22 protein-coding genes are annotated in these 26,595 nt (G+C 53.2%); 10 read left to right on the top strand and 12 right to left on the bottom strand.

Translation table 11 applies throughout. From position 1 onward, the window contains the following. Positions 1 to 56 precede the first annotated feature (56 nt). The 5 genes from I2D83_RS00630 (at position 57) to I2D83_RS00610 (ending at position 9,872) form a co-directional block, all read left to right on the top strand. Complete coding sequence (locus I2D83_RS00630; RefSeq protein ID WP_181845697.1) at positions 57 to 1,415, top strand: GntP family transporter; 1,359 nt, start codon at positions 57 to 59, stop codon at positions 1,413 to 1,415. A gap of 304 nt (positions 1,416 to 1,719) precedes the next feature. Continuing rightward, positions 1,720 to 3,399 (top strand): methyl-accepting chemotaxis protein, encoded by a 1,680-nt coding sequence (locus tag I2D83_RS00625; RefSeq protein ID WP_205947366.1) that lies wholly within the window; start codon positions 1,720 to 1,722, stop codon positions 3,397 to 3,399. A gap of 279 nt (positions 3,400 to 3,678) precedes the next feature. Beyond that, on the top strand, positions 3,679 to 5,349 hold the full coding sequence (locus I2D83_RS00620; protein WP_181830215.1) for a methyl-accepting chemotaxis protein: 1,671 nt from the start codon (positions 3,679 to 3,681) through the stop codon (positions 5,347 to 5,349). A 642-nt stretch (positions 5,350 to 5,991) separates the two neighbouring features. Continuing rightward, positions 5,992 to 7,668: a methyl-accepting chemotaxis protein gene (locus tag I2D83_RS00615; RefSeq protein ID WP_205947365.1), complete on the top strand. Its 1,677-nt coding sequence runs from the start codon at positions 5,992 to 5,994 to the stop codon at positions 7,666 to 7,668. A gap of 557 nt (positions 7,669 to 8,225) precedes the next feature. Further along, on the top strand, positions 8,226 to 9,872 hold the full coding sequence (locus tag I2D83_RS00610) for a methyl-accepting chemotaxis protein (protein WP_181847380.1): 1,647 nt from the start codon (positions 8,226 to 8,228) through the stop codon (positions 9,870 to 9,872). Positions 9,873 to 9,961: 89 nt separating this feature from the next. Here I2D83_RS00610 and I2D83_RS00605 read toward each other — a convergent pair whose 3' ends face one another. From I2D83_RS00605 to I2D83_RS00580, 6 genes are all read right to left on the bottom strand, one after another. After that, complete coding sequence (locus I2D83_RS00605) at positions 9,962 to 11,152, bottom strand: aminotransferase-like domain-containing protein (protein ID WP_205947364.1); 1,191 nt, start codon at positions 11,150 to 11,152, stop codon at positions 9,962 to 9,964. Positions 11,153 to 11,181: 29 nt separating this feature from the next. Then, entirely contained in the window at positions 11,182 to 11,883 is a 702-nt protein-coding gene (gene livF, locus I2D83_RS00600; protein ID WP_012772851.1) for a high-affinity branched-chain amino acid ABC transporter ATP-binding protein LivF, read from the bottom strand. 5 nt (positions 11,884 to 11,888) lie between these two features. Further along, entirely contained in the window at positions 11,889 to 12,659 is a 771-nt protein-coding gene (livG, locus tag I2D83_RS00595; RefSeq protein WP_180779116.1) for a high-affinity branched-chain amino acid ABC transporter ATP-binding protein LivG, read from the bottom strand. After that, positions 12,656 to 13,930, bottom strand: a complete 1,275-nt coding sequence (locus I2D83_RS00590) for a high-affinity branched-chain amino acid ABC transporter permease LivM (protein ID WP_205947363.1) — start codon at positions 13,928 to 13,930, stop codon at positions 12,656 to 12,658. Before I2D83_RS00590 ends, livG begins: the two co-directional genes overlap by 4 nt. Further along, complete coding sequence (gene livH / locus I2D83_RS00585) at positions 13,927 to 14,853, bottom strand: high-affinity branched-chain amino acid ABC transporter permease LivH (RefSeq protein WP_012772848.1); 927 nt, start codon at positions 14,851 to 14,853, stop codon at positions 13,927 to 13,929. The genes I2D83_RS00590 and livH overlap by 4 nt, the downstream gene beginning before the upstream one ends. Positions 14,854 to 15,008: 155 nt before the next feature. Continuing rightward, positions 15,009 to 16,121 (bottom strand): branched-chain amino acid ABC transporter substrate-binding protein, encoded by a 1,113-nt coding sequence (locus I2D83_RS00580; protein ID WP_012772847.1) that lies wholly within the window; start codon positions 16,119 to 16,121, stop codon positions 15,009 to 15,011. A 404-nt stretch (positions 16,122 to 16,525) separates the two neighbouring features. On the opposite strand from I2D83_RS00580, the gene panM reads away from it, so the two are divergent. Next, a complete protein-coding gene (gene panM, locus I2D83_RS00575; RefSeq protein ID WP_180779114.1) occupies positions 16,526 to 16,972 on the top strand; it encodes an aspartate 1-decarboxylase autocleavage activator PanM in 447 nt (148 codons plus the stop codon). 83 nt (positions 16,973 to 17,055) lie between these two features. Here panM and rpoH read toward each other — a convergent pair whose 3' ends face one another. The 4 genes from rpoH to ftsY all read right to left on the bottom strand — a co-directional run bounded on the left by rpoH (position 17,056) and on the right by ftsY (position 21,368). Next, positions 17,056 to 17,913: an RNA polymerase sigma factor RpoH gene (gene rpoH, locus I2D83_RS00570; RefSeq protein ID WP_012772845.1), complete on the bottom strand. Its 858-nt coding sequence runs from the start codon at positions 17,911 to 17,913 to the stop codon at positions 17,056 to 17,058. Between the two features lie 332 nt (positions 17,914 to 18,245). Beyond that, positions 18,246 to 19,214, bottom strand: coding sequence for a permease-like cell division protein FtsX (gene ftsX / locus I2D83_RS00565; RefSeq protein WP_012772844.1), 969 nt, complete (start codon positions 19,212 to 19,214; stop codon positions 18,246 to 18,248). After that, positions 19,204 to 19,875: a cell division ATP-binding protein FtsE gene (gene ftsE, locus I2D83_RS00560; RefSeq protein WP_012772843.1), complete on the bottom strand. Its 672-nt coding sequence runs from the start codon at positions 19,873 to 19,875 to the stop codon at positions 19,204 to 19,206. Before ftsE ends, ftsX begins: the two co-directional genes overlap by 11 nt. 5 nt (positions 19,876 to 19,880) lie before the next feature. Continuing rightward, a complete protein-coding gene (gene ftsY, locus I2D83_RS00555) occupies positions 19,881 to 21,368 on the bottom strand; it encodes a signal recognition particle-docking protein FtsY (RefSeq protein ID WP_205947362.1) in 1,488 nt (495 codons plus the stop codon). A gap of 349 nt (positions 21,369 to 21,717) precedes the next feature. Here ftsY and rsmD point away from each other — a divergent pair, with 349 nt between their 5' ends. Together rsmD and I2D83_RS00545 are read left to right on the top strand one after the other, a co-directional pair. Beyond that, positions 21,718 to 22,293: a 16S rRNA (guanine(966)-N(2))-methyltransferase gene (gene rsmD / locus I2D83_RS00550; RefSeq protein WP_205947361.1), complete on the top strand. Its 576-nt coding sequence runs from the start codon at positions 21,718 to 21,720 to the stop codon at positions 22,291 to 22,293. A gap of 29 nt (positions 22,294 to 22,322) precedes the next feature. Then, positions 22,323 to 22,598: a DUF1145 family protein gene (locus I2D83_RS00545; RefSeq protein ID WP_161797826.1), complete on the top strand. Its 276-nt coding sequence runs from the start codon at positions 22,323 to 22,325 to the stop codon at positions 22,596 to 22,598. Positions 22,599 to 22,601: 3 nt separating this feature from the next. On the opposite strand, the gene I2D83_RS00540 is transcribed toward I2D83_RS00545, so the two are convergent. Both I2D83_RS00540 and I2D83_RS00535 read right to left on the bottom strand, forming a co-directional pair. After that, positions 22,602 to 22,961, bottom strand: a complete 360-nt coding sequence (locus I2D83_RS00540; protein WP_180779110.1) for a DUF2500 domain-containing protein — start codon at positions 22,959 to 22,961, stop codon at positions 22,602 to 22,604. Then, on the bottom strand, positions 22,961 to 23,281 hold the full coding sequence (locus I2D83_RS00535) for a DUF1820 family protein (RefSeq protein WP_012772838.1): 321 nt from the start codon (positions 23,279 to 23,281) through the stop codon (positions 22,961 to 22,963). The genes I2D83_RS00540 and I2D83_RS00535 overlap by 1 nt, the downstream gene beginning before the upstream one ends. 191 nt (positions 23,282 to 23,472) lie before the next feature. On the opposite strand from I2D83_RS00535, the gene I2D83_RS00530 reads away from it, so the two are divergent. Both I2D83_RS00530 and I2D83_RS00525 read left to right on the top strand, forming a co-directional pair. Further along, positions 23,473 to 24,102: a lysoplasmalogenase gene (locus I2D83_RS00530; protein WP_012772837.1), complete on the top strand. Its 630-nt coding sequence runs from the start codon at positions 23,473 to 23,475 to the stop codon at positions 24,100 to 24,102. Between the two features lie 94 nt (positions 24,103 to 24,196). Beyond that, the gene (locus I2D83_RS00525) at positions 24,197 to 26,560 is read left to right on the top strand and encodes a zinc/cadmium/mercury/lead-transporting ATPase (RefSeq protein WP_180779109.1); all 2,364 of its coding nucleotides are present in this window, start codon (positions 24,197 to 24,199) and stop codon (positions 26,558 to 26,560) included. The last annotated feature ends 35 nt before the right edge of the window (positions 26,561 to 26,595 follow it).

Raw genomic sequence — 26,595 nt, 5'->3', positions numbered from 1 at the left:
TAACCCAATACCTTTTCAGCCTCTGAATTGCAAAATGGGTCAATGAGGATAAGAACATGGCCACCTCGCTCTTACTCTGCATCGCTATCGCCGGGGTATTACTCCTGCTGCTGATGGTCATTAAATTTAAAATTCAGCCCTTTGTCGCCCTGCTGGTCGTCAGCTTACTCGTTGCATTGGCTACGGGTATTCCCACTGGCGACGTGATGAAAGTGATTACCTCCGGTATGGGAGGTATTCTCGGTTCAGTGGCAATTATTATCGGCCTCGGCGCCATGCTGGGCAGAATGATCGAAGTGTCCGGCGGCGCGGAATCCTTAGCGCACCGCTTTGCCCAATTGATGGGGCCGGGATTAATGGTGGCAGCATTAACCATCGCCGCCTTTATTCTGGGTATTCCGGTATTTTTCGATGTCGGCTTTATTATCCTCGCCCCAATTATTTACGGCTTTGCGAAAGTCGCGAAAGTCTCCCCGATTAAATTCGGCTTGCCCGTCGCGGGCGTTATGCTGACGGTCCACGTCGCGCTGCCGCCCCACCCTGGTCCTGTCGCCGCTGCTGGCCTGCTAAATGCGGATATCGGCTGGCTGACCATCATTGGCCTGCTGGTCTCGATTCCTGTCGGCATCATCAGCTACTGGGCTGCCAAGGCCATGAACCGCCGTAATTATGCGCTTTCCGTTGAAGTATTAGAGCAGCTACAGCTGGCGAAGCCGGAAGATGCCACGCCGGATACGGCCCCCGTCTCTGCCCCCTCCGCCGGGCTGATCGCCGCGCTGATTGCGATTCCGATTGCCATCATTATGCTCGGCACCGTCTCTGCGACCATTCTGCCTGCCGGACACCCGGTGCGTAACGTGATGTCGCTGGTCGGTTCTCCTGCCGTGGCGCTGCTGATTGCACTGGCCTTAGCGTTCTGGCTGATTGCACTGCGTCGCGGCTGGTCGCTGGAGAAAGCCAGCGGTGTGATGGGTGATGCCATGCCTGCCGCGGCGATGGTCATTATGGTGACCGGTGCCGGTGGCGTGTTCGGTAAAGTGCTGGTGGAATCGGGCATTGGTAAAGCGCTGGCGGATACGTTGACCAGCATTCACCTGCCGCTGGTGCCTGCCGCATTTATTCTGTCGCTGGCGCTGCGTGCCTCGCAAGGTTCCGCTACCGTTGCCATTCTCACCACCTGCGGCCTGCTGAGCGAAGCCGTCAGCGGCCTGAACCAGATGCAGCTGGTGCTGGTGACACTCTCTGCCTGTTTTGGCGGACTGGGTCTATCACACGTTAATGACTCGGGTTTCTGGATCGTCACCAAATATCTGGGGCTGTCCGTCGCCGATGGCCTGCGCACCTGGACGGTGCTGACAACTATCCTCGGGCTAGCCGGGTTCCTCTTCACCTGGGCGTTGTGGCTGGTGATGTAAACGTCTCAACGTTTCACCCCTTACGACCTTTCACTAAAGGAAAAACCGCTGATCTTCGGCGGTTTTTCTCTTTATGCCGGAAAATGCGCCTGTTTTACTCCTATATTCCACATCTGCCTATCCACACCTGTCTTTATACTGTGCATGGGGTAAGGAACTGCGCGTTTCTTTACCACCGCTACGCAAGTCTGCATGCCAACACATGACGTCATCAGAAGTACATCCTATTCCTGACCTGTCGCAGAAGAGACCCAATCCACAAAGCAGAACCTGCATCACCGATAAAAAATAATAAAGGAACATTATGAATTTTCTAGCAAAAATGAAGCTTGGCACCATGTTGGGTGCTGGCTTCGCCTCTGTCATCATCATCGGTCTGATGGTCGCCGTGCTGGGGCGCGCGCATCTGGTCGATCTGGGTGAAGATATTGAATCACTGTCCGAAAAAAATCTGACCAGCCTTATCCTGATACAGGACGCCAAAAACGGTTTTGATGCCGTGGCGCGTTCGGTGCGTAACATTGGCCTGACCGATGACAGGAGCCGTATTCAGGAAGAAAAGCGCCTGATCGATCAGCAAATTGCCCGCAATACAGAAATCCTGACCAAACTGTATGAACACATGTCTGAACCAGAAACTCGTGACACGCTGGAGAGCCTGACTCAGGCGCGTCCGGCTTATCGGGATACCGTGAATAAGGCGGTTGAACTTGGTCTATCCGAGAACGCCGAAGAAAGGGCGCGTGCCGTGCAAATCATGGTCAATGAGATGCAGGTTACGCAGGCACCAGTTTTCGCCGCGCTGGATAGCATGCGGGAATTTCAGAAAACACGGACGCTGGATATGACGACAAGCGCGATGCAGGAAGCGCGCTCAGACGGCAACATGCTGATCGTCTTCGCAGCCATTGCGGTGCTCGTTGGCATTCTGGTTTCCGTACTGATTACCCGCACCATCAAAGGGTTACTGGGTGGTGAAGTGGCTTACGCCGCACAAATCGCCCAGGCGGTTGCGCAGGGAAATCTGGCCGTCGCCGTGAACTTACGTCCCGGTGATGACCGCAGTGTACTGGCAGCCATGAACGGAATGCGCAAAAGCCTGAGTAGCATTGTTGAACAGGTGCGTGAGAGCAGTGAATCCATCGCCACCGGCGCCAGCCAAATCGCCGCAGGCAGTACCGACCTCAGCCAGCGTACGGAAGAGCAGGCGGCCAATCTGCAACAGACCGCAGCCTCAATGGAAGAGATGAGCCAGACCGTACGTCAGAACTCAGACACCGTGCGTAATGCCGCTCAACTGGCGCAGGCTGCCAGCAACACCGCGGCTAAAGGCGGTGCAGCCGTCGGCAATATCGTTGTCACCATGAAAGAAATTACCGACAGTTCGCACAAAATTGGCGACATCATCAGCGTCATTGACGGCATCGCCTTCCAGACCAACATTCTGGCGCTCAACGCCGCGGTCGAAGCCGCCCGGGCGGGTGAACAAGGCCGTGGTTTTGCCGTGGTGGCTGGCGAAGTTCGCTCGCTGGCGCAGCGCTCCGCCACCGCAGCCAAAGAGATTAAAGAACTGATCGGCCACAGCGTCGAGAAAGTCGAGACGGGCTCCGCACTGGTCAGCGATGCGGGCACGACAATCGAAGAGCTGGTTCGTCAGGCGCGTCACGTTGCCGATCTGATTAACGAAATTGGCGTCACCACGCAGGAACAAGAATCTGGTGTCTCGCAGATTCACGATGCCGTTAACCAACTCGATCAGGTCACGCAGCAGAACGCCGCGCTCGTTGAGCAATCCGCGTCTGCCGCCGATAGCCTGAGCGATCAGGCGGCTCATCTGGTCGAGCTGATGAAAGTCTTCGTCGTTGAAGGCGGATCGTCACAGCGCCTTGCTCCGCAGTTGAAAAGGCCTGACAGCGCCAAACTCTCGCTTGCCAATTCCAGAAGCCGCGCAGGAAGCGATACGCAAAACTGGGAACAGTTCTGATTCGACACAGGGGGATCACCTCCCCCTATTTACTTTCACATCCATTCTCCACCGAACCCCGCCATACCCTGCGTTTTCTGTTTTTTCCTCATCAGCGTGCGCCACGCTGCAAAGGCGGCAATTAAAATCAATGTTTTCTCCGGTCATGCCGATACTCTAGAGTGAAGTGCTTAATTATTCATCAGAGGGATCGAGAAACCGCAGCAGCACATGCCTCCATCGTGCAAAGGAAAATCTGCTTAATAACAATAAATATTGTAAATAAGTCATGAGGATAACATGCAGCATACAAAAAAAATGAAACTGGGTACTCAGGTCGGTTCAGGCTTTGCCATTGTTATTATTATTGGCCTATTAGTGGCTATCTTCGGCAGAATGCACCTGGTTGGCCTCGGTAATACTACGGACAGGCTGGCCAAACACCACCTTGCCAATCTCATCGTGCTACAAGAACTGAAAGATAATCTTAACGTCACGATCAAAGCCACATTGCGTATGTTGATCGCTACCGAGCAAAAGGTTCTGGAAGACAATCAAAAACTGATTGAAACCACGAGTGCCAAAAACACGCAGCTCGTCACTCAACTGGAAACCAATTTACGGGCAACCGAGGTTCGCAATATTCTGGGCGAGCTACAGCAAAACCGCACTGAATTTGCCAGAGTAGGCCGCCAGGCCGTCGCGCTGTCACTCAGCAATAGACAGGCTGAATCTATCGAGTTAGTTAAAACCCAGCTTGAACCCATACAAACCAAGCTTTTTAACAATCTGAACACCATGATTCAGTTGCAGAGAGACTACACCACGCAAACGGCAACCAACGCGATTGAAGAGTCCTACTATGATGGCAATTCCCTGCTCATTCTGGCTGTCATCGCCTCATTATTCGGCGCATGCATCGCCTGGCTGATTACCCGCCATATCAAGAAGCAGCTGGGGGGTGAACCCGCCTATGCCACGCAGGTCACACAGGAAATCGCACAAGGTAATCTCGCAATACCGGTCGATCTGGCGTCAGGTGACAATACCAGTTTGCTGTTCGCGATGAATAACATGCGCAAAAGCTTAAGCAGCATTGTTGAACAGGTGCGTGAGAGCAGCGAATCTATCGCCACCGGAGCCAGACAGATCGCCGCAGGCAGTGCTGACCTCAGCCAGCGCACAGAGGAGCAGGCAGCCAACTTACAGCAAACCGCAGCGTCTACGGAAGAAATGAGCCAGACAGTGCGTCAAAATACCGATACCGTGCGCAACGCCGCTCAACTGGCGCAGGCTGCCAGCAACACCGCGGCTAAAGGCGGTGAAGCTGTCGGGAATATTGTTGTCACGATGAAAGAAATTACCGACAGTTCGCACAAGATTAACGACATCATTAGCGTGATTGACGGCATCGCTTTCCAGACCAATATTCTGGCGCTCAACGCCGCGGTCGAAGCGGCTCGGGCAGGTGAGCAAGGTCGTGGCTTTGCCGTGGTAGCTGGCGAAGTCCGCTCGCTGGCACAGCGTTCCGCCACCGCAGCCAAAGAGATTAAAGAGCTGATCGGTCACAGCGTCGAGAAAGTCGAGACAGGCTCCGCACTGGTCAGCGATGCGGGCACAACAATCGAAGAGCTGGTTCGTCAGGCGCGCCACGTTGCCGATCTGATTAACGAAATTGGCATTACCACGCAGGAACAAGAATCCGGCGTCTCACAGATTCATGAGGCGGTGAACCAACTCGATCAGGTCACGCAGCAGAACGCCGCGCTCGTTGAGCAATCCGCATCTGCGGCCGATAGCCTGAGTGAGCAAGCCGCTCATCTGGTAGAACTGATGAAAGTCTTCATCGTTGAAGGCGGAGCGCCGCAGCGCCTTGCTCCACAGTTAAAACGGCCTGACAGCGCAAAGCTTTCACTCGCCAACCCTAAAAGCACCACGGGAAGCGATAAACAAAACTGGGAAACCTTTTAGCCGTTAATCAAAACATGCCGAAACCGCTGAGCGATCAGCGGTTTTTTCAATAGGGAAAAACAATTAATAAAAAAGAAAAACTCGCAATTAACTTTATATTAAATGCAATAAAATAAAATCAATAAAAAACAAGAGAAATGACAACGCTGTGATGATAAAAACATCAAATATATGATGGTAAAATCATCATATCGTTCGAAAAAGAAGAATAAATAGAAAATAAAACCCGCTTTAAGGTTGAATAAATAAGCAGAGAATCATAATTCACAACGTTTATTAACATGACTGTCAATTTAACATTACAGCACGATATCAGTTTATTTTTTCTCTAACCCATAGAAATATTGCGGATTTTCCCTTCGCCTTTATACTCCTGCGCCATCATTTCCCTGTCATCAGAATAGGTTCTATCGCACCAGACACAACCCTACTTTGCTAAGAAAATAACCAGAAAAAGTAACGTGAAATACATTTATAGCCGAAAGGAAACGGGCAGTGATTAAAGGAAAGGATTTACCTGACATAGCTCAAACCGCAACGTGACGGCATTTGCAAAATAAATACGTTTGCGCAACGCCTATTTCACATTTAAAGCACACCTACACCAACCATATTCATCTTCAGCATATAATAAGGGACACAATGAATCTCATCAAAAATAGCAGCCTGGGTAAAATGCTAGGGACAGGCTTTACTCTGGTGATTGCTATCGGTTTTCTGGTGGCGATATTTGGCCGTATCCAGTTAGATAAACTCGGGGAAAATATCCAGCTGCTGTCGCAGGTTCGCATTACCAACCTCATCATGATGCAGGAGTTTAAAGACAACATAAACACCAATGCCATCGCCATCAGAAACCTGACGATGCAGGAAGACAGTCGGCAGATGCAGCAAGAGAAAGTGCGTATCGAGGAGATGGTCTCCCGCAATAACGCGTTACTTACCAAAATACACGACAGCGCCGCCGAGAAACATGCTCAGGAATTGGTCGCGGAACTGGAGCGCGTGCGCCCGGCTTACAGCAGTAGCTATACCAACGCCATCACATTAGCCATGGCGAATAAAAACAGCGAAGCGCAACATCTGTTATTAACAGACGTGCGGGCAAAACAGGAAGCCGTCTTCAAAGCGCTGAATGACATGGTCAACTGGCAAGAGAAGCTCACAGTCGACATCGCCGACCAGTCTTTAAAAAATGCCACTAACGCGGGCACGCTGATGGTCATCATCGCCCTGCTTTCTGTCGTGCTGGGTGCAATGATTTCATGGTGGATTACCCGCACCATTAAACGTCAGCTCGGGGGGGAGCCAGCCTACACGCGGGAAGTGACCCGTCAGGTTGCACAGGGGAATCTGGCCGTTGCGATTGAACTGCGCGATGGAGATACCACCAGCGTACTGGCTGCGATGGAGGATATGCGCCAAAACCTGAGTAATCTGGTCGGTCAGGTGCATCAGAGCAGCGAATCGATCGCCACCGGCGCGACGCAGATTGCGATGGGCAACACCGATCTGAGCCAGCGCACGGAAGAACAGGCTGCAAATCTTCAGGAAACCGCAGCCTCGATGGAACAAATGAATACCACGGTGAAGCAGAATGCGGCGACCGTGCGCACCGCAACAGAGTTAGCCCATTCCGCCAGCACCACAGCGCAAAAAGGCGGCGATGCGGTCAATAACGTTGTGCGTACGATGGAAGATATCACCGCCAGTTCGCGTAAGATCGGCGACATTATCGGCGTTATCGACGGTATCGCTTTCCAGACCAATATTCTGGCACTCAACGCCGCCGTTGAAGCAGCCAGAGCCGGCGAACAGGGCCGTGGCTTTGCCGTGGTGGCTGGCGAAGTTCGCTCGCTGGCACAGCGCTCCGCCACCGCAGCCAAAGAGATTAAAGAACTGATCGGTCACAGCGTCGAGAAAGTTGAAACAGGTTCTGTACTGGTGGGCGATGCAGGAACCACGATCGAAGAGCTGGTTCGTCAGGCGCGCCACGTTGCTGATTTAATCAACGAAATCGGCGTCACTACGCAAGAACAGGAATCGGGTGTATCACAGATACACGATGCCATTAACCAACTGGATCAGGTCACCCAGCAGAACGCCGCGCTCGTTGAGCAATCTGCATCTGCCGCCGATAGCCTGAGCGAGCAGGCAGCACGCCTGGTGGACATCATGAAAGTCTTTACGGTTGAAGGCGCATCGTCGTTACGTGTGGCTACAACGCTGAAAAGACCGATCGGCACACTACCGTCTCTGAGCACGACGAAAGGCAACGCAGGTACAGGTAAAGATAATCAAAATTGGGAGACCTTTTAACAGCGTCAGGCCTACAGGCACGCAACAATCCTCCTCTCCCTTCCAAGGGAGAGGAATGACAGAGCGTAAAATACTCCAGACAATGCCATTATATAAGGACAAAGAACTGTCACTTTCTCACTTTAATCATTAGAAATATCACAGAAATTCAAAAGTATTCCCTAAAGATAGCCATGCTTTAACATTATTTACTCTTCTCAGATTTTAAACATAAGCCACATAGCTAACATTTACTGAATCTGAATAACGGGGGTTTTATTACGTTTATTCTATCATTACTTTTCTGGTTGTTCTCTACACTTCAGGCATCATGATCTTATCCTGCCGATCTCTTTAAAAGATGTTCCATATCTACACAAACGTAACGTTTGTGTCTCGTGGAAAATGCGAAAATCATCGCCAAACGTTATGGGTATTTCTACACCAGCAAAGCCTGTGTGGATAAGTATCATGATGAAAGTACTAACGTTCATGGGGTTAGCCATATTTATACGCTAACCCTTTAAAAAATAAAGACACCTGATGTGTCCTATGTTTAAAAATAATAAAGGAACGCTATGAGAAATATCAGTTTAGGAAAGATATTAGGAACAGGCTTCACACTCATCATTATTATTGGGTTTTTAGTTGCACTGTTGGGTCGTGTTCAATTAGAAACGCTGGGTGGTAACATTCAGGTTCTGTCAAAGACACGTATTAACAATCTGTTATTGATGCAGGAATTTAAAGATAACGTCAACATCACCGCGCGTTCAATGAGAAATATCGCACTCCTGACAGACGAAGCACAAATGAAGCAAGAAAATGAGCGCGTTCAAAAAACGCTTGCTCGTAATACCGAGTTACTGGAAATACTCAATAAAAATGCCGCCGATAGCAACGCAAAGGCACTTATTGGCAATCTGATGCAAGCACGACCAGCCTATGTCGCCAGTGTGAAAAAATCCATCGACCTCGCGATGAACAGTCAAAATGAAGCATTCCGTAATGTGTTGATGACAGAAGTTCGCGTTACCCAAACAGAAATATTCAACATTCTGGATAAAATGGTAGAAATACAAAAACAGCTCACCGTTGACCTTGCCAATCAGTCTGAGAATGATGCGATAAAAGCAGGTTCTTTAATGATGATTATCGCACTGTGTTCCGCGCTATCAGGCGGGGTGATTGCCTGGTGGATCACGCGAAGCATCAAACGCCAGTTGGGCGGAGAACCGGCCTATACCCTGGAGGTGACTCGTCAGGTTGCACAGGGGAATCTTGCCATCGCCATTGAACGGCGTGCCGGAGACACTACTAGCATCCTCGCCGCAATGGAGGAAATGCGCCAAAGCCTGAGTAACATTGTCGGGCAAGTGCATCAGAGCAGTGAGTCTATCGCCACGGGTGCCAGCCAGATTGCCATCGGTAATACCGATCTGAGTCAACGTACTGAAGAACAGGCCGCTAACCTTCAGGAAACCGCTGCGTCGATGGAAGAGATGAACACCACGGTGAAGCAGAACGCAGAAACCGTGCGCACGGCAACACAGCTTGCCAACGCAGCCAGCGCTTCAGCACGAAAAGGCGGTGATGTTGTCGATGATGTTGTACGCACCATGGGAGAAATCACCGCAAGTTCACATAAAATTGGCGATATCATTGGCGTCATCGATAGCATCGCGTTTCAGACCAACATTCTGGCGCTCAACGCCGCTGTCGAAGCCGCACGTGCCGGAGAACAGGGGCGCGGGTTTGCTGTGGTTGCAGGGGAAGTACGCTCGTTGGCTCAACGTTCCGCCTCTGCGGCACGTGAAATCAAAGAGTTGATTAGCGTTAGCGTCGAAAAAGTAGGAGCGGGCGAGGCGCTGGTTAATCAGGCGGGCACCACGATCAGAGACATTGTCGAACAGTCGCAGCACGTCGCCGATCTCATCAATGAAATAGGCTTGACCACCCATGAACAGGAACAAGGCGTTTCGCAGGTGAATGACGCAGTCAATCAGCTCGATCAGGTTACCCAGCAGAACGCTGCGTTGGTTGAAGAATCCGCTTCTGCGGCGGATAGCCTGAGCCAGCAGGCCAAAAACTTACTTGAATTGATGAGCGTTTTCAAAATCGACGGTATCCAGCCACAGCGTGCCGCACCACAGGCCGCTACGCTGCCCAGACCCAAACTGGCGCTGGCCGCTAATTCGAGTCACACAAACTGGGAAACCTTTTAAAGCTATCATCTGTTAATGCTGCACTGATAAAGAAAAACCGCTGAAATATCAGCGGTTTTTTACATTAACGGATAGCCTGTTATCGGCGATTACAGCGCCCGACGCAGTCGCGCCACCGCTTCATGCATTTGCTCATCCGTCGCCGTCGCAAAGGACAGACGCAGCGTTGAGTAATCGATATTGTCTGGGAAGAAGAACTCACCCGGCACGAAAACAACGCCCTGATCCAGCGTCTTCTTCAGCCATTCCGTCGTGTTGAAATCGTCCTGACGGAACTTCGCCCACAGGAACATCCCGCCTTTCGGCTGGTTGAAGGTGATCACATCACCCAGTTCCTTCTCGACCAGCTGTGCCAACAGTTCGCCTTTGTGCTTATAGGCGTGGCGGATTTTCTCGATCTGCGAATCCAGACGTCCTAATCCCAGATAGCATTCCGCGACGGTCTGCGACAGCGCGCTGGCATGCAGGTCAGCGGCCTGTTTGATAATCGCCACTTTGTGCAACAGCCAGTCCGGCAGAATCGCCCAGCCGAGACGCAGCCCCGGTGCCAGCACTTTCGAGAACGTGGAGGTGTACAGCACGTATTCCGTGCTCCCCAGCTTCTCCTGCGCCAGTTGGAACAGCGTCGGGTTGCGTTCTTCGGTGAAGCGCAGCTCGCCATAGGGATCGTCTTCGATAATGACAAAACCGTAGCGCTCTGCCAGTTGAATCAATTTCAGGCGACGTTCATAGCTCAGCGTCACGCCGCTCGGGTTGCCGAAGTTCGGAACGATATAAACGCCTTTGATGCGCTGTTTCTTCAGCAGCTCTTCCAGCTCGTCGACGACCATGCCGTCGGCGTCAGATGACACCGACATCACCTGTGCCTGCGCCAGTTCCAGCGTTTGCAGCGCCGCCAGATAGGTCGGGCGTTCAACGACGAACACGTCACCCGGATCGACCATCGAGCGCATGATCAAGTCCAGCGCCTGCTGTGAACCCGCCGTCACTACAATATCGTCACCGCGCGTTTTTACGCCGCGCACGGCACACAGCTCGGCAATGCGATCACGCAACACGCCGCTGCCTTCGGTCAAGCCATACTGGAATGCCGTTTTCGGCTGTTCGGTAATCGCTAAGTGCGTGGCCTGACTTAACCCTTCGAAATCAAACAATGCATCTGACGGAATCCCGCCAGCCAGCGAGATAATATTTTCCATCTTGCTGTGTTTCAGCAGTTCACGGATGGCGGAACTTTTTAACTGAGCGATACGGTGCGCTAACAACCCTTCAATGGCCATCTCTTCTTAACCTTTCAACAAAACTTCAATTATCCGCCCAGATAGGCCGAACGTACCGCTTCATTAGCTAACAATGCCGCACCGGTATCTTCCAACACGACATGCCCGTTTTCAAGTACATAACCCCGGTCGGCCAGCTTCAGCGCCTGATTGGCGTTCTGCTCCACCAGGAAGATGGTCATGCCCTCTTCGCGCAGTTGCTGGATCGTATCGAAAATTTGCAGGATGATAATCGGCGCCAGCCCCAGTGACGGTTCGTCCAGCAGCAGTAAGCGCGGCTGGCTCATCAACGCACGGCCAATCGCCAACATCTGTTGCTCACCGCCGGACATCGTGCCGGAACGCTGGGCGCGTCGCTCATACAAGCGCGGAAACAGATCGTAGACACGCGCAATGCGTTCCTGATACTGCTCGCGATCGGCAAAAAATCCCCCCATCGCCAGATTTTCTTCTACCGTCATGCGGGAAAAGACGCGACGGCCTTCCGGCACAATCGCGATAGCTTCACGCATAATCTGCGCGGTCTGCCAGTTCGTGATGTCCTTACCGTCAAACGTGATGGTGCCTTCTGTCGCGCGCGGATCCCCGCACAGCGTGCCCAGCAGCGTGGTTTTACCGGCACCGTTTGCACCGATAAGCGTAACAATCTCGCCCTGATTAATATGCAGGCTAACCTGATGCAGTGCCTGAATCTTTCCGTAGTGGGCCGAAACCTGATGTAATGACAGCATAAACGTTATCCTTCACCCAGATAGGCACGAATGACATCCGGGTTGTTACGAATTTCAGCTGGAGTACCCTGTGCCAGCGGCGTGCCCTGATTGACGACATAGATCCGGTCGGAAATCCCCATGACCAGCTTCATATCGTGTTCAATCAACAGCACCGATACCTGATGGCTATCGCGCAGTTCCGCAATCAGCTGATTTAACTCGTCCGTTTCTTTCGGGTTCAGACCGGCCGCAGGCTCATCCAGCATCAGTAGCTCGGGCCTCGTCACCATACAACGGGCAATCTCCAGACGGCGCTGCTGGCCGTAAGCCAGATTCCCCGCCTGACGGTTCGCTAAATCCAACAGGCCGATACGCTCCAGCCACACTGCGGCGCGCTCCTGCGCATCGGCTTCCGCACGACGAAAGCCTGGCGTTTTCAACAGCCCGGCAAACACGCCGCTTTTCAGGTGCTGATGCTGTGCGACCAGCAAGTTCTCGATCACCGTCATTTCACGGAACAGGCGAACGTGCTGGAACGTGCGCACTACGCCCATACGGGCAATAGCCTGTCCGGATAATCCTTCCAGATGACGATCGCGCAGCATGATGGTGCCGCCGCTTGGGCGATAAAAACCGGTCAGGCAGTTAAAGACCGTGGTTTTACCGGCCCCGTTTGGGCCGATCAGCGAGACAATTTCGCCCGCATGAATATCCATTTCAACGTTGTTGACCGCCAGCAGGCCGCCAAAACGCATCATCAGACCTCTGACTGATAATAGTGGCTGCGTGCTCATGCTTGCTCTTCCTTCTTCGCGACTTTCAACTTCATTTCAGGACGCTTCATCGGCAGCAGGCCTTGCGGACGCCAAATCATCATCAGAACCATCAACGCACCCAGCAGCAGCATGCTGTATTCATTCAGATCGCGCATCAGCTCACGAGACACCACCAGCAGAATTGCCGCGAGAATGACCGCAAACTGCGACCCCATCCCGCCCAACACAACGATGGCCAGCACAAAGGCAGACTCAGCGAACGTGAACGATTCCGGGCTGACGAAGCCCTGACGCGCGGCAAACAGTGTGCCGGCAAAGCCCGCAAACGCGGCGCTGATAGTAAACGCGGTCAGCTTGATACGCGTGGGGCTCAGCCCCAGAGAACGGCAGGCGATTTCATCATCGCGCAGCGCTTCCCAGGCGCGTCCCAGCGGCATCCGCAGCAGGCGGTTAATCACAAACAGGGTCAACACAACCAACAGCAACGCCACCAGATACAGGAAGATAATACGGTCGCTAGGGTCGTATTGCAGGCCAAAGAAATTGTGGAACGTATCCCAACCGCCATCGCGCGCGCTGCGGCTGAATTCCAGACCAAAGAAAGTAGGTTTAGGGATCTGGCTGATGCCGTTCGGGCCACCGGTAATTTCGGTATTATTCAGCAACAGGATACGAACAATTTCGCCGAACCCAAGCGTCACAATCGCCAGATAGTCGCCGCGCAAACGCAGCACAGGGAAACCAAGCAGGAAGCCAGACAGCGCCGCCGCCATACCCGCCAGCGGCAGACTTTCCCAGAAGCCCAATCCATAATAGTGATTCAGCAGCGCATACGTGTACGCACCAATGGCGTAAAACCCACCGTAGCCCAATACCAACAGGCCGGACAGACCAACGACCACGTTCAGCCCCAGACCCAGCATCACGTAAATCAGCGTGAGGGTGGCAATATCCACCGTACCGCGCGACACCAGGAACGGCCAGGCGATAGCGGCGATAATCAATGCCACTGCCAATACTTTCTGCCGCGGCGTACTGCCATCAAAACTCGGTAGCACCAGCGACGGCGCGGAAAATTTCTTGATGCTTTGCTGGAAGAACGGGCGGATCAGTTGGAAGAAGAACACCACGACGCAGCCTGCGCCAATCCAATACCAGCGGACTTCATCGGCACCGCGCACCACCAATTTGGTGCCATCCAACGCCAACTGCATGCCCATTAAGAACGAGGCAAGCACCAGCAACATGAACGCGGAAACCAGCGCGTTAAACAGGTTGAGCTGTTTCATACTTTCTCAACCTCCGGGCGACCCAGAATACCGGTAGGCATCACCAACAGCACCACAATCAGTAGGGCAAACGACACCGCATCTTTGTATTCCGTGCTCAGGTAGGCGGACGTCAGCGCTTCGGCTACGCCCAGAATCAGCCCACCGATCATCGCGCCAGGAATACTGCCGATTCCGCCCAGCACCGCAGCGGTGAAGGCTTTCATCCCAGCCATAAAGCCAATATAGGGGTTAATAACGCCGTAAAATTGCCCCAACAGCACGCCAGCAACGGCGGCCATCAGCGCGCCGATAACGAAGGTCAGGGAAATGACGCGATCGGTGCTGATACCCAGCAGGCTCGCCATTTTCAGGTCCTCCGCGCAAGCGCGGCAGGCGCGTCCCATACGGGAATAGCGAATAAACAACGTCAGCGCCAGCATGGCGAGGAACGTAACAATCCAGATGATCAGCTGCATGGAGCTAATGGTTGCGGCAAAGCCATTGCTTTCGCCCAGCACCCACTGGCCAGTCACCAGACTCGGCAGCGCAACATCACGCGAGCCCTGATTCAGGCTGACGTAGTTTTGCAGGAAAATTGACATCCCGATGGCAGAAATCAGCGCAATCAGGCGCTTTGACGTTCGAACAGGTCGATAGGCCACCCGTTCGATACTCCAGCCGTAGGCGCTGGAAATGACCACGGCGGCAATGAAGGCGGCGCCAATCAGCAGCCAGCCAGCATCGATGCCCATCATCATCAGGGCCGCAATCACAATAAAGGAGACATAGCTACCGATCATATACACTTCGCCGTGTGCGAAGTTAATCATGCCGATAATGCCGTAAACCATGGTGTAGCCAATGGCGATCAGCGCATAGGTGCTGCCCAACGTCAGGCCGTTGAACATCTGCTGAAAAAAGTAAAGGAACTGCTCGGACATACCTTAACCTTAAATGCTGCCCCCGCGCCTTGCGGCTACGGGGGCTCGGTATTGAGGGATTATTATTGGTACACACTCAGAGGGCGGAGAATGATCCTCGCGCCGAAGAGGCAAATAGCGGCGAATTCATCCGTTATCCGCCTCCGGCATGGTGATTATTTCACTGCGCTGGAAGTACCGTCTTTGTGCCACTCAAATACGCCAAATTCAAACCCTTTCAGGTCGCCTTTTGCATCCCAGCTTAATGGCCCCATTACGGTATCCACGGATTTCGCTTTCAGATCCGCCACCAGTTTTTCTGGCTCGTCGCTACCCGTACGCGTCATCGCGGTGGTCAACGATTGCAGCGCGGCATAGGTCGTCCAGACAAACGGGCCCGTCGGGTCCAGTTTCTTGGCTTTCAGCGCATCCACAATCGGTTGGTTCGCAGGAACCTGATCGTAACGCTTCGGCAGCGTGACCAGCATCCCTTCAGACGCATCGCCCGCAATGTTGGACAGTGAGGAGTTACCCACGCCTTCCGGACCCATGAACTTGGTCGTCATGCCAGCCTGACGCGATTGGCGCAGAATCTGCCCCATTTCTGGGTAGTATCCGCCGAAATACACGAAATCGACGTTCTCTTTCTTCAGGCGCGCAACCAGCGTAGAGAAATCTTTGTCACCCGCCGTCACACCTTCAAACAGCACAACATTCGCACCGGCTTTTTTCAGGCTATCCTGAACAGAGCGGGCCAGACCTTCACCATATTGCTGTTTGTCATGCACCACGGCGATACGCTGCGGTTTGATGGTTTCAACGATGTACTTCGCCGCGGTTGGTCCCTGATCGGAATCCAGACCCGTCGTGCGCAGCACCATTTTGTAGCCGCGCGTGGTCAAGTCGGCGTTGGTTGCCGCAGGCGTAATCATGATCACGCCTTCTTCTTCATAAATATCAGACGCAGGCTGCGTAGAGGAGGAACACAGATGGCCAATCACATAACGGATACCGTCATTAATGACCTTGTTCGCTACGGCAACAGCCTGCTTAGGGTCACACGCGTCATCATATTCCACGCCAACCAGTTTGTTACCGTTTACGCCGCCTTTTGCGTTAATGTCAGCAATCGCCTGACGCGCGCCAATGAATTCCATGTCGCCATATTGGGCAACCGGGCCAGACATCGCGCCGACCACCGCAACTTTAATATCGGCAGCACTGACTGCATGGCTAAACGCCGCAGCCATACAACCCATCAGCAATACTTTACCTTTACTGAATTTCATTCTTTTTACCCCATCTGTCATTATGGATATTGCCGAAAACCTGACCGCCTTCTGCCATAACCCGCTATTTTCTTATAAGTAAGAAAGGCTTAGGTTATTATTAGTAATAGTTTCTAATAAGGCTTTATTTTTCATATTATTAAACAGGAATTTTATGCTGCAAATCAACTCACATTGTCAGAAACAAGCGGAGCAAACAGCACAAAACGCTAGATGCAAAATCCAGCATTTAATTTATATATAGTCAGATATTCTACTTTGTGCATTAATTGTTGATGGATTACTCGAAAAACGAAGAATGAGAAAAACATTTGCCCTATTAACCATAACGATCAAATTACACAACTGATCCACTACAAAACAACTACATTATTCTTCACTCATATGATGGAGTGCCGATAAAAATGAAACTCACCGTTGAATGCCTCACCCAATTCAGCCCTCAGGACAAAATTGACCTGGCGAAAATCTGGCCGCATCAAAACATTGATTTATTAGAAGCAGGACTAAAACCGACTCGACGCCTCTTTGCCGCGCGTTTTAACGATCGGTTACTCGGCGGTATGTTGGTCGAAATTGCAGGGGACTATGCGGAACTGAGCGATATGATGGTACGTGAAGTTACCCGGCGGCGGGGCGTAGGGCAGTTGTTAGTTGATGAGGCACGCCGTCAACTCCCTGAAGTAAACGAGTGGTGGCTGGCAACGGCGAATCATGCTGCGATCAAAGAGGAAGTGCTGGCACGGTTTATGGTGTCCTGTGGCTTCTCACCGGTATCCGGCGGCTGGCGCTACATTCGCAGAAAAGAAACGCCGCTGATTCTTGACGAAATCAACTCAGAGAAACCATAGCCCAAACACGACAGCCTGACAGCAGACAAAAACAAAACGACCGGGCATTACCCGGTCGCTACAGAAAGAGACGATGAGAGCGATTACGCTTCTATCGCCGCTCGCAGTTTTTTCATCGCATTCTTTTCTAACTGACGCACACGCTCTGCGGAAACGCCGTATTGATCGGCCAATTCCTGCAAGGTGGATTTGTTGTCATCATCCAGCCAACGGGCTCGGATAATATGCTGGCTACGTTCATCCAGCCCTTCCAGCGCGTAAGTGAGCTTATCCGCCGCATGCGTGTCCCAGTTATCTTCTTCAATGCCATCGGCAAAGTCAGACGATTTATCCTGTAGGTAAAGCATCGGCGACATCGCTTTGCCGTCGTGCGAATCTTCTTCCGGCGTTGGATCGAACGTCATGTCCTGCGCCGCCATACGGGATTCCATCTCGCGCACGTCTTTGCTGGTCACGCCCAGTTCACGTGCCACCAGTTCGACTTCATCCTGGTTAAACCAGCCGAGGCGCGTTTTCGTCTTCCGCAGGTTAAAGAACAGTTTACGCTGTGCTTTGGTGGTCGCGACTTTCACGATACGCCAGTTACGCAGCACGTATTCATGAATTTCTGCTTTAATCCAGTGCACGGCGAAAGAAACCAGACGCACGCCCACTTCAGGGTTAAAGCGACGTACCGCCTTCATCAGGCCGATGTTCCCTTCCTGAATCAGGTCCGCCTGCGGCAGGCCGTAGCCGGAATAGTTACGGGCAACGTGAATAACAAAACGCAGGTGTGACAGAATCAGGTGCTTAGCCGCATCCAGATCGCCCTGATAATGCAGCCGTTCAGCCAGCGCCCGCTCTTCCTCCGCCGTCAGCATCGGATAGGCATTGGCGGCACGAATATACCCTTCCAGACTGCCCTGGGGAACTAAGGTGAAAGTTTGCATATCTTTGGTCATTCAACCCTCTCAGTTGCTCTACTCGTCATATTGCAGTCGACTATCTTAGCACTGCTTCGCCGCATCGTTTTGCGCGAAAATGGCAAAACACGACACCTTTAAAGCGTATTCACTCAAATCCTAAAATCTGTCTATTCAGACTGTGATTTCGCTCGCAAGTTCCTATCATTTTATTCACCTCCTGCCAGAGATCAAGCAGGGAGAAAACGAGCCGTTAACGCACGAAAAACCAAGGGGAAAACACAGCGGGAAGCGCAAAGAAGAGATGTCGCTGAGGAGATTTCCCCTGCAATACGGTCTGAATTACAGGGGATAATTATACCAGAAAACGCTTACTGTGGTGTAAAACGGCGTAAATGTTGCACGGTAGCCAACCAGGCGGCCAGCCAGCCAATCATGCCGGCGATTAACAGCAGCAGCAGAGACTCATCCCAGCTCAGTCCTTTAACGGCGAACGTCGTACCAAAAACGGAAGCCACCTGCGCCACCACCGCATCCAGCTTCCAGACCAGCGCCTGCGACAGAATCAGCGATAGCACCGCGCCGCCTACGCCCATTGCCGCCCCACCATTCAGGAACGGACGCAGAATAAACCCGTCCGTTGCGCCAATCAGCTTCATCACGTTAATGGTTTCACGGCGGCTGAAAATACTCAGACGCACACTGTTGCCGATCACCAAAAAGACGGCAACAATCATCAGGATGCCAATCGTCGCAGAAATTTGCCCGACCAGATTGGTTAACGCTACCAGCCGTGCAAACCAGCTGTCGTCCATCCGTACTTCGTCCACACCCTGCGTTGCCGCCACACGGTCGCGCAGCGTCGTCAGCGTGGTGGAATCCTGAAAGCTCATTTTCGGCGTGATAATCGCCACCGCCGGCAACGGATTCTCTTCCAGCATATCCAGCGCGCCGCCAAAACCAGACCAGTTGCGGAACTCGCCCATCGCTTCATTGCGCGACAGGTAATTGACTTTATCAACGCCGTCTTCAGATTGAAGCTGCGTGACTACCGCCTGCGCCGCATTGTCATCCAGTGATTTATCCAGATAGACCGTTAGCTGAGGCGAGGGATACCACTGTGTGGCAGCCTGACTGACGTTTTTCCACACCAGATAGCAAATGCTGGGCAATGCCAGCGAAATGGCGATCACCATGACGGTCAGGAAAGTGGCCAGCGGCTGGCGCAGCATATCAGCCAGCGTATTCGTCCAAGCATAGCGCCACTGTTCCTGCCAGCCGCCGCGCAACGCTTTCGATTTTGCAACAGGCTTTTTCGCATTACGGACGTTATTCGCCATCGTGGTTTCCCCCCACCATGCGGCCATCCGACAGCGTCAGCACACGGTAATTACGGCGGGCGATCAGCCCGGTGTCATGCGTCGCCATCAGGACGGTAACACCGACGCGGTTGAACTCTTCAAACAGGCGTAAAATGCCTTCTGACAACGCTTCGTCCAGGTTGCCGGTCGGTTCATCCGCCAGCAACACGGCGGGTTTGTTCACCACCGCGCGCGCAATGCCAACGCGCTGCTGTTCACCGCCGGACAGCTGGATAGGGTAATTTTTCGCTTTATCCAGCAGGCCAACCTTGTCCAGTGCAGCGGATACCCGACGACGGATATCCTCACTGCTGGCGCCCGCGATAATGAGCGGCATCGCGACGTTGTCATAGACTGTACGTTCCATCAGCAGATGGTGATCCTGAAAGATCATGCCGATCTGACGCCGCAGGAACGGGACTTCGCGTTTTTTCAGGCGGCTGATATTGTGACCGCCAAACAAAATCTGCCCCGCGCTGGGACGTTCAATGCCACAAATCAGTTTCAGCAGGGTACTTTTCCCTGCGCCGGAATGGCCGGTCAGGAACGCCATTTCCGCGGGGCGCAGATGGAAATCCACCCCTTGCAATGCCTGACGCCCACCGAGGTAAGCTTTACTGACCTGTTCAAAACGAATCATCCGTTTTAATCCTCTCGGGCAAAAAGTGCCTCAATAAAATCGTCGGCCTTGAATGGCCGTAAATCTTCAATGCCTTCCCCTACCCCAATATAGCGGATAGGAATCGCAAACTGGTCGGCAATGGCGAAAATCACCCCGCCTTTCGCGGTACCGTCCAGCTTGGTCAAGGTAATTCCCGTCAGCCCAACGGCTTCATTAAACAGTTTGGCCTGACTCACCGCGTTCTGCCCGGTGCTCGCATCCAGCGTCAGCATCACTTCATGCGGCGCGTCTTCGTCCAGCTTCTTCATCACGCGCACAATCTTTTTCAGCTCTTCCATCAGGTGCGCTTTGTTCTGCAAGCGACCGGCGGTATCCGCGATCAGGACATCCACACCGCGCGCTTTCGCTGCCTGAATCGCATCGAAAATCACCGATGCTGAATCCGCACCGGTATGCTGCGCGACCACTGCCACGTTATTACGCTGTCCCCAGACCTGAAGCTGTTCCACCGCTGCCGCACGGAAGGTATCACCCGCCGCCAGCATCACGGATTTACCCTGTGCCTGGAATTGACGCGCCATTTTCCCGATGGTGGTGGTTTTACCCACGCCATTAACGCCAACCATCAGAATGACATACGGTGTTTTGCCTTCGATATTCAGCGGGGCGTCCACCTTAGCAAGAATCTCCGCCATTTCGTCTTTCAGCTTCACAAAAAGCGTATCAGCATCTTTCAACTGGCGTCGGCTGGCGTGCTCCGTCAGGCTGGTGATGATTTTACGGGTCGTTTCGACCCCCACATCCGCAACCAACAGTTGCTCTTCCAGTTCATCAAACAGATCGTCGTCGATTTTCTTACCGCGAAACAATCCGATAAATCCTGAACCGAGGTTTTGGCGCGTTTTTACCAGACTGCGTTTCAGACGAGCGAAGAACCCCTCTTTCGTCGGACGCTCCTGCTCTTGCGCAACAACCGGAACATCATCTGGCTGCGTAGGTTCTTGTTCTTCGTATTCTTGCTCTTCCTGCTGCGCGACATCCGGCTCTGCCTCAACCAACGTCGCGCTTTCGGCGATCTCGGTCTGCACGATCGGATCGGCAGCATCACGATCGATAACATCCCGATCGATCAGGTCACGATCGTCAGTTTCGGAAATAGCAGGGGTAGAAACAGCAGGTTCAGAAGTAATGGATTCAGAAACGTTGACTTCCGGGGCAACGACAACCGATTCGTCTGCCGCTGCGGTAACATCACGCTCAGCGACTGATTGAGTCAGTTCTTCCGCTTCAACGACAGGCTCTTCCGGCAGCGGTTTCTCTACCTGCTCCGGCGCGTGCTCAACGGTCTGGTGAACTGATACTGCGGCACCCGACTCCGCCGCTGGCGATTGTTCTTCAACAACAATCTTCTCTTGAACAACGGGTTTCTCTTGCGGCTGCTCTTGTTGTTTTTCTTCCTGTTTCCCTAGTCCCAGCCAGGAAAAAAAACCGCGCTTCTTTTCTTTTGACATGTGCGATCGCGCTCCACGCTGCTCACCGCAGCGAATCAATCAATGAAAATCATATTTAAACAATAAGTTTAACACTTTCCTGCCGACAGCAACACGCAGCCAGCGAGGGCAATGACAGACAATTCTCCGTGCGGCCAACAATCTTCGTAACGAAAGGCAATGTCCGTAACGAAGTGTGTCAAACGCTGCGCGTTACCGGAAGACCGCAGACCGCACAAAATTTTGGCTTAAGCGCCTTAACCTCCATCTTAACATTCCCTCTACACGTAACCGCCGCTAGAATAGCGCCAGAAATTTCCTGCCCGTATCCACACCATGATGATGCGGCACAACAATAACCCTGTGAGCTATGGCTAAAAAAAACGCATCGTCAGCCGCCGGACAAATCCGAATCATCGGTGGTCAATGGCGCGGCAGAAAACTTCCGGTTCCTGATAGTCCCGGTTTACGTCCCACCACCGACCGCGTGCGGGAAACGCTGTTTAACTGGCTGGCTCCCATCATTCAACAGGCACGCTGCCTGGACTGTTTCGCTGGCAGCGGCGCACTCGGGCTGGAAGCCTTATCTCGTTATGCTGCTCACGCCACATTATTGGAAATGGAGCGTGCAGTCGCCCAGCAATTAACGCAAAATCTGGCGCTGCTTCGGGCGGAAAATGCTGAGGTGGTCAATACTGATGCCCTGAGCTGGCTGGCGCAGCCCGGTACGCCGTTTGACGTCGTGTTTCTCGACCCACCGTTTCGCAAAGAGCTGCTGAACAACACGCTCATGCTGCTGGAACAACAGGGCTGGCTAGCACCCGATGCGTGGATTTACGTGGAAACTGAGGCGGAAAATGCGCAGCTGACTATCCCAGAAAATTGGCAACTGCACCGTGAGAAAATTGCAGGTCAGGTCGCCTACCGTTTGTACATCCGTCAGTGATCTTCGCAGCAACGTAAGGGTAAGAGATGATTTTGATTAACCTTGGCAGATTATTGATGCTGGGCGTGTGGGGATTTCTATTGCTTAACCTGATTCAACCGTTTCCCAAACCGTTGAATATCTTCATGACCGTGGCAATGGTGTTTATGATCCTGATGCACGGCTTCCAACTGCTGCTGTTAAAATCCAGCCAGCCAAAGGACAGCCCTGCGCTAAACCGGGCACTTCAGGCACGTATTTTCCTTTTTGGCGTGTTTGAACTGCTGGCGTGGCAGAAAAAGCAGCCTAAGCCACCGAAACCGTAACCCCTACCTCTGCTGGGGCACAAAGCGAATAAAGCGCGTGCCCTTTAGCTGCAACGATCCCTGCATTCCAGTATCAAGCTGGTGATAATCCGCGTTCTCAAGGCGCAACGTGATAGTCGCACCACCGGTAATCGGCCTGAACGTGACCTCATACCGCATATCCTCTACGGCCATCATTTGATGCTCGCGCGCGCGCCGACGAGTACGGGGAAACTCACGTTTGTGTTTCACCTCTGCGGCCACAATACGCAGCGGCGCCGCGTCATTCTGCGCGTCCCTCTGGCGTTGACGTCGATACTGTCGCGCCGCTAGCACCAAAATCGCGCCAACAGCCAACGCCAACAGCCAGGGAAAATCATTCATCAGGGTTTCTTGCCGGGAAGATAAGGGAACGCGGTAACGTTATCGCCTAAATCAGAAATGCGGGCGCTACCTTTTTCCGTCACGGCATCAATACGAATGATCGCCTGTAGCGGGATGAAACTACGGCTAACGCCAGAGAATTCCGTTTTCAGTTTCTCCGTTGACGGATCAACCAACACCGCCGACTGGCTATCAAACACGAAGTCGGCAATTTCAATAAAACCGAACAGGCTGCTCTGAACCAACTCACGCACGTAAAGCTGGTAATTCTTACCGTTATTTATAAATTGAATACGATAAAGCGCGGATTCGCTACTCATTCAACACAATGCTCCCTTCGAGACGTCACGGCGCCCATCTACAATAAAAACAGGCGATAACATAACATGAAGCTCACAGAAGTCGCATCCGTCTCACGACGCGTTGTTTAACTTCCTCACAATCCCCTACACTGAATAAAGAACGGCTTATTTTTATCCTGACACAAACAAAAACACAAAAAGGACACGCTATGCTTTGGTCATTTATTGCTGTGCTTTTTTCTGGTTGGCTGTATGTGGACGCCAGCTACCGTGGTCCAACGTGGCAACGTTGGTTATTCAAACCAGTCACCATGCTACTGCTGCTGGCTTTGGCCTGGCAGACGCCGCTACTTGGCGTGCCGGGCTATCTGATTGTGCTGGGGTTGCTGGCAACGCTGGTCGCAGATACCCTGTTGCTGCTGCCGACTCAGCGTCTGCTTTACGCGTTTGGTGCCTATTTTCTCTCCCATTTGTTGTACACCGTTAGCTTCTTTACCGGACAAATCGCGCTCACCTTCTTCTGGCCGCTGGCATTAACGCTCGTCATTCTGGCTGCAATCCTGATCGCCATTATCTGGGGACGATTGGACACACAGCGCTGGCCCGCCTGCGCATTCATCATCATGACCACGCTGATGGTCTGGATTGCCGGCGAGCGGTATTTTGCGCTGGGAACAAACGCGAATTTCTCTCTGCTGACGGGTACCGTACTGCTGTTTATCGCCCACGCAGCCTGGTTGATTCACCATTACCGTTTTCCGTTCCGCGCCCATCAGGCGATTGTGGCAGCGGGCTATTTTGGCGGCCATTTCCTGATTGTCCGCTCCCTCTATTTCTAACGTTTACGGCGCTCACGAAAATCTGGCTAAGCGTTGAACAGCGGTGTAAAGTTCCTGATGAGAATGGCTATCACTAATAACCCAGGAGGAAGACATGCACTCTCATCAGCACCACAGCGCTGAGAAATCAGCCTGCTGCAATAACGGCGTTCACCACGCGCCACGCAGCACCGCACACAGCACCAAAAGCTGCTGCAACGAGCACGCGCAGCATTCGAACCACGCCGATCACAGCTGTTGTTCAACCAAACACACCTCTGACGCCGCAGTACAGAGCGCCTGCGGCACAGAACAGCACTCGTCAGACAGCGGCGGCAGCGCGGATTCAGACGACCCCGACGGCGGAGACAGCGACAGGCCCCGATCAAACCAGCGTTTCAGCTGGAAAATCAGCGGGATGGATTGTCCCAGCTGCGCCCGTAAAATCGAAAATGCAGTAAAAAATCTCACCGGAATTGAACAAGCCAAAGTGCTGTTCGCCACCGAAAAACTGGTTGTTGATGCCTACACCGACATTCGTCCTCAGGTTCAACATGCCGTCCAGCAAGCGGGCTTTACCTTGCAGGACACCGCACTCCCCGTCGTTCCCCCGAATACATCTACCGTGCGTCGTTTCGTGCACGAATATGGTTTCTTACTTCTTTTCACTTTGCTGGCTGCTGCAAGCTGGGGGCTTTCCCTGCTCAGCGAGCGTGGCGGACAAATCGCGTTTATCGCGACCACGATTGTCGGATTGATACCAATCCTGAAAAAAGCGATACAACTCATTCGCACAGGCACCCCCTTCGCGATTGAAACGCTGATGAGCGTGGCTTCCATCGGGGCACTCTTGATTGGCGCCACCACCGAAGCGACGGTCATTTTGCTGCTGTTTATGCTGGGCGAATATCTGGAGTCTTACGCGGCCAACCGCGCACGACGGGGCGTAACGGCACTGATGGCGCTGCTTCCCGAAGACGCCACGGCGATCGTCAACGGGCAACGGCGTCTTGTGCCTGTCGCCAGTCTGGTTCCCGGCGATGTGATTGAAGTCGCGCCCGGCGGACGTCTTCCCGCCGATGCGGAGCTTTTGAACAGCGATGCCAGCTTTGATGAAAGCGCCCTGACCGGCGAATCGGTGCCCGTTGAGCGCACACCCGGTGAAAAAATTGCTGCTGGCAGCCTGTGTGTCGATCGGGTTGTGCAGTTGCGCGTGGTTTCACAGCCGGGCAACAGTGCGATCGACCGCATTCTGCAACTGATAGAAGAAGCGGAAGAGCGCCGTGCGCCGATAGAACGCTTCCTCGATAAGTTCAGCCGCTATTACACGCCGGCCATCATGCTGCTGTCACTGCTGGTAATTCTGGTGCCGCCGTTGCTGCTGGCGCAGCCGTGGCAAGAATGGATTTATCGCGGTCTGACGCTGCTGTTAATCGGCTGTCCGTGTGCGTTGGTGATCTCAACACCTGCGGCGATTACGTCCGGGCTGGCTGCCGCAACGCGCCGTGGGGCGCTCATTAAAGGCGGTGCAGCGCTGGAATCGCTGGGCAGTATCAAGACTATCGCATTTGACAAGACAGGGACGCTAACGGAAGGAAAGCCGCAGGTAACGGACGTGTTACCCGCAGCAGGCATTAGCGAAACGGCGCTGCTGACGCGCACCGCCGCCGTGGAATCCGGTTCACACCATCCACTTGCCAAAGCCATCGTCCAGCATGCGTTATCCAGCAGTACATTCCTGCCGCTGGCGGAAAACCGTAAGGCACTGGCGGGCGTCGGGGTTGAAGGCACGATAGGCGGCAAACGGATTCAGGTCAGTGCGCCGACTCGCGTTGCCTCCGACCTGCTCGACGCCGATTGGCTGCAACAGATTGACGCGCTGGAAAACGAAGGGAAAACCGTCGTAGTCGTACAAGAAGACGACAGGTTGCTGGGTTTGCTGGCGCTCAGCGATACGCTACGCCACGATGCGCGTGAAGCGCTGGATGCCTTGCAGCAGTTGGGGATCCGTGGCGTGATGCTTACAGGCGATAATCCCCGCGCAGCAGCAGCGATTGCGGCAAGACTAGGGATCGATTACCGCGCCAGTCTGCTCCCTGCCGATAAGGTCACGGCAGTCAGTGATTTAAGCAAGCAGCATCCCGTCGCGATGGTGGGTGACGGTATTAACGACGCCCCGGCAATGAAAGCTGCAACGATCGGCATTGCGATGGGCAGCGGTACGGATGTCGCGCTGGAAACCGCCGATGCGGCACTCACGCACAGTCGTCTAACCGGGCTGGCAGCCATGATCAGCCTGTCGCGGGCAACACAGCGTAATATTCGTCAGAACATTACTATCGCATTGGGGCTGAAAGCGGTCTTTCTGGTCACCAGCATTCTGGGCATTACCGGACTGTGGCTGGCGGTGCTGGCGGATTCCGGCGCAACAGCGCTGGTCACCGCCAACGCGCTACGGCTGCTGAGAAAACAGGACTAATCGCAGTCTACGGTGCGCGGTGCAACGCCGCGCAC

Source organism: Pectobacterium aroidearum, from assembly GCF_015689195.1.
Lineage (GTDB): Bacteria > Pseudomonadota > Gammaproteobacteria > Enterobacterales > Enterobacteriaceae > Pectobacterium > Pectobacterium aroidearum.
This window is presented reverse-complemented; position numbering and strand designations above follow the sequence as displayed.

What these genes read in the sequence shown, in the direction of transcription:
- I2D83_RS00630 (WP_181845697.1), top strand. Translation starts at nt 57, where the DNA reads ATGGCCACCTCGCTCTTACTCTGCATCGCTATCGCCGGGGTATTACTC.
- I2D83_RS00625 (WP_205947366.1), top strand. Translation starts at nt 1,720, where the DNA reads ATGAATTTTCTAGCAAAAATGAAGCTTGGCACCATGTTGGGTGCTGGC.
- I2D83_RS00620 (WP_181830215.1), top strand. Translation starts at nt 3,679, where the DNA reads ATGCAGCATACAAAAAAAATGAAACTGGGTACTCAGGTCGGTTCAGGC.
- I2D83_RS00615 (WP_205947365.1), top strand. Translation starts at nt 5,992, where the DNA reads ATGAATCTCATCAAAAATAGCAGCCTGGGTAAAATGCTAGGGACAGGC.
- I2D83_RS00610 (WP_181847380.1), top strand. Translation starts at nt 8,226, where the DNA reads ATGAGAAATATCAGTTTAGGAAAGATATTAGGAACAGGCTTCACACTC.
- I2D83_RS00605 (WP_205947364.1), bottom strand. Translation starts at nt 11,152, where the DNA reads ATGGCCATTGAAGGGTTGTTAGCGCACCGTATCGCTCAGTTAAAAAGT.
- livF (WP_012772851.1), bottom strand. Translation starts at nt 11,883, where the DNA reads ATGCTGTCATTACATCAGGTTTCGGCCCACTACGGAAAGATTCAGGCA.
- livG (WP_180779116.1), bottom strand. Translation starts at nt 12,659, where the DNA reads ATGAGCACGCAGCCACTATTATCAGTCAGAGGTCTGATGATGCGTTTT.
- I2D83_RS00590 (WP_205947363.1), bottom strand. Translation starts at nt 13,930, where the DNA reads ATGAAACAGCTCAACCTGTTTAACGCGCTGGTTTCCGCGTTCATGTTG.
- livH (WP_012772848.1), bottom strand. Translation starts at nt 14,853, where the DNA reads ATGTCCGAGCAGTTCCTTTACTTTTTTCAGCAGATGTTCAACGGCCTG.
- I2D83_RS00580 (WP_012772847.1), bottom strand. Translation starts at nt 16,121, where the DNA reads ATGAAATTCAGTAAAGGTAAAGTATTGCTGATGGGTTGTATGGCTGCG.
- panM (WP_180779114.1), top strand. Translation starts at nt 16,526, where the DNA reads ATGAAACTCACCGTTGAATGCCTCACCCAATTCAGCCCTCAGGACAAA.
- rpoH (WP_012772845.1), bottom strand. Translation starts at nt 17,913, where the DNA reads ATGACCAAAGATATGCAAACTTTCACCTTAGTTCCCCAGGGCAGTCTG.
- ftsX (WP_012772844.1), bottom strand. Translation starts at nt 19,214, where the DNA reads ATGGCGAATAACGTCCGTAATGCGAAAAAGCCTGTTGCAAAATCGAAA.
- ftsE (WP_012772843.1), bottom strand. Translation starts at nt 19,875, where the DNA reads ATGATTCGTTTTGAACAGGTCAGTAAAGCTTACCTCGGTGGGCGTCAG.
- ftsY (WP_205947362.1), bottom strand. Translation starts at nt 21,368, where the DNA reads ATGTCAAAAGAAAAGAAGCGCGGTTTTTTTTCCTGGCTGGGACTAGGG.
- rsmD (WP_205947361.1), top strand. Translation starts at nt 21,718, where the DNA reads ATGGCTAAAAAAAACGCATCGTCAGCCGCCGGACAAATCCGAATCATC.
- I2D83_RS00540 (WP_180779110.1), bottom strand. Translation starts at nt 22,961, where the DNA reads ATGAATGATTTTCCCTGGCTGTTGGCGTTGGCTGTTGGCGCGATTTTG.
- I2D83_RS00535 (WP_012772838.1), bottom strand. Translation starts at nt 23,281, where the DNA reads ATGAGTAGCGAATCCGCGCTTTATCGTATTCAATTTATAAATAACGGT.
- I2D83_RS00530 (WP_012772837.1), top strand. Translation starts at nt 23,473, where the DNA reads ATGCTTTGGTCATTTATTGCTGTGCTTTTTTCTGGTTGGCTGTATGTG.
- I2D83_RS00525 (WP_180779109.1), top strand. Translation starts at nt 24,197, where the DNA reads ATGCACTCTCATCAGCACCACAGCGCTGAGAAATCAGCCTGCTGCAAT.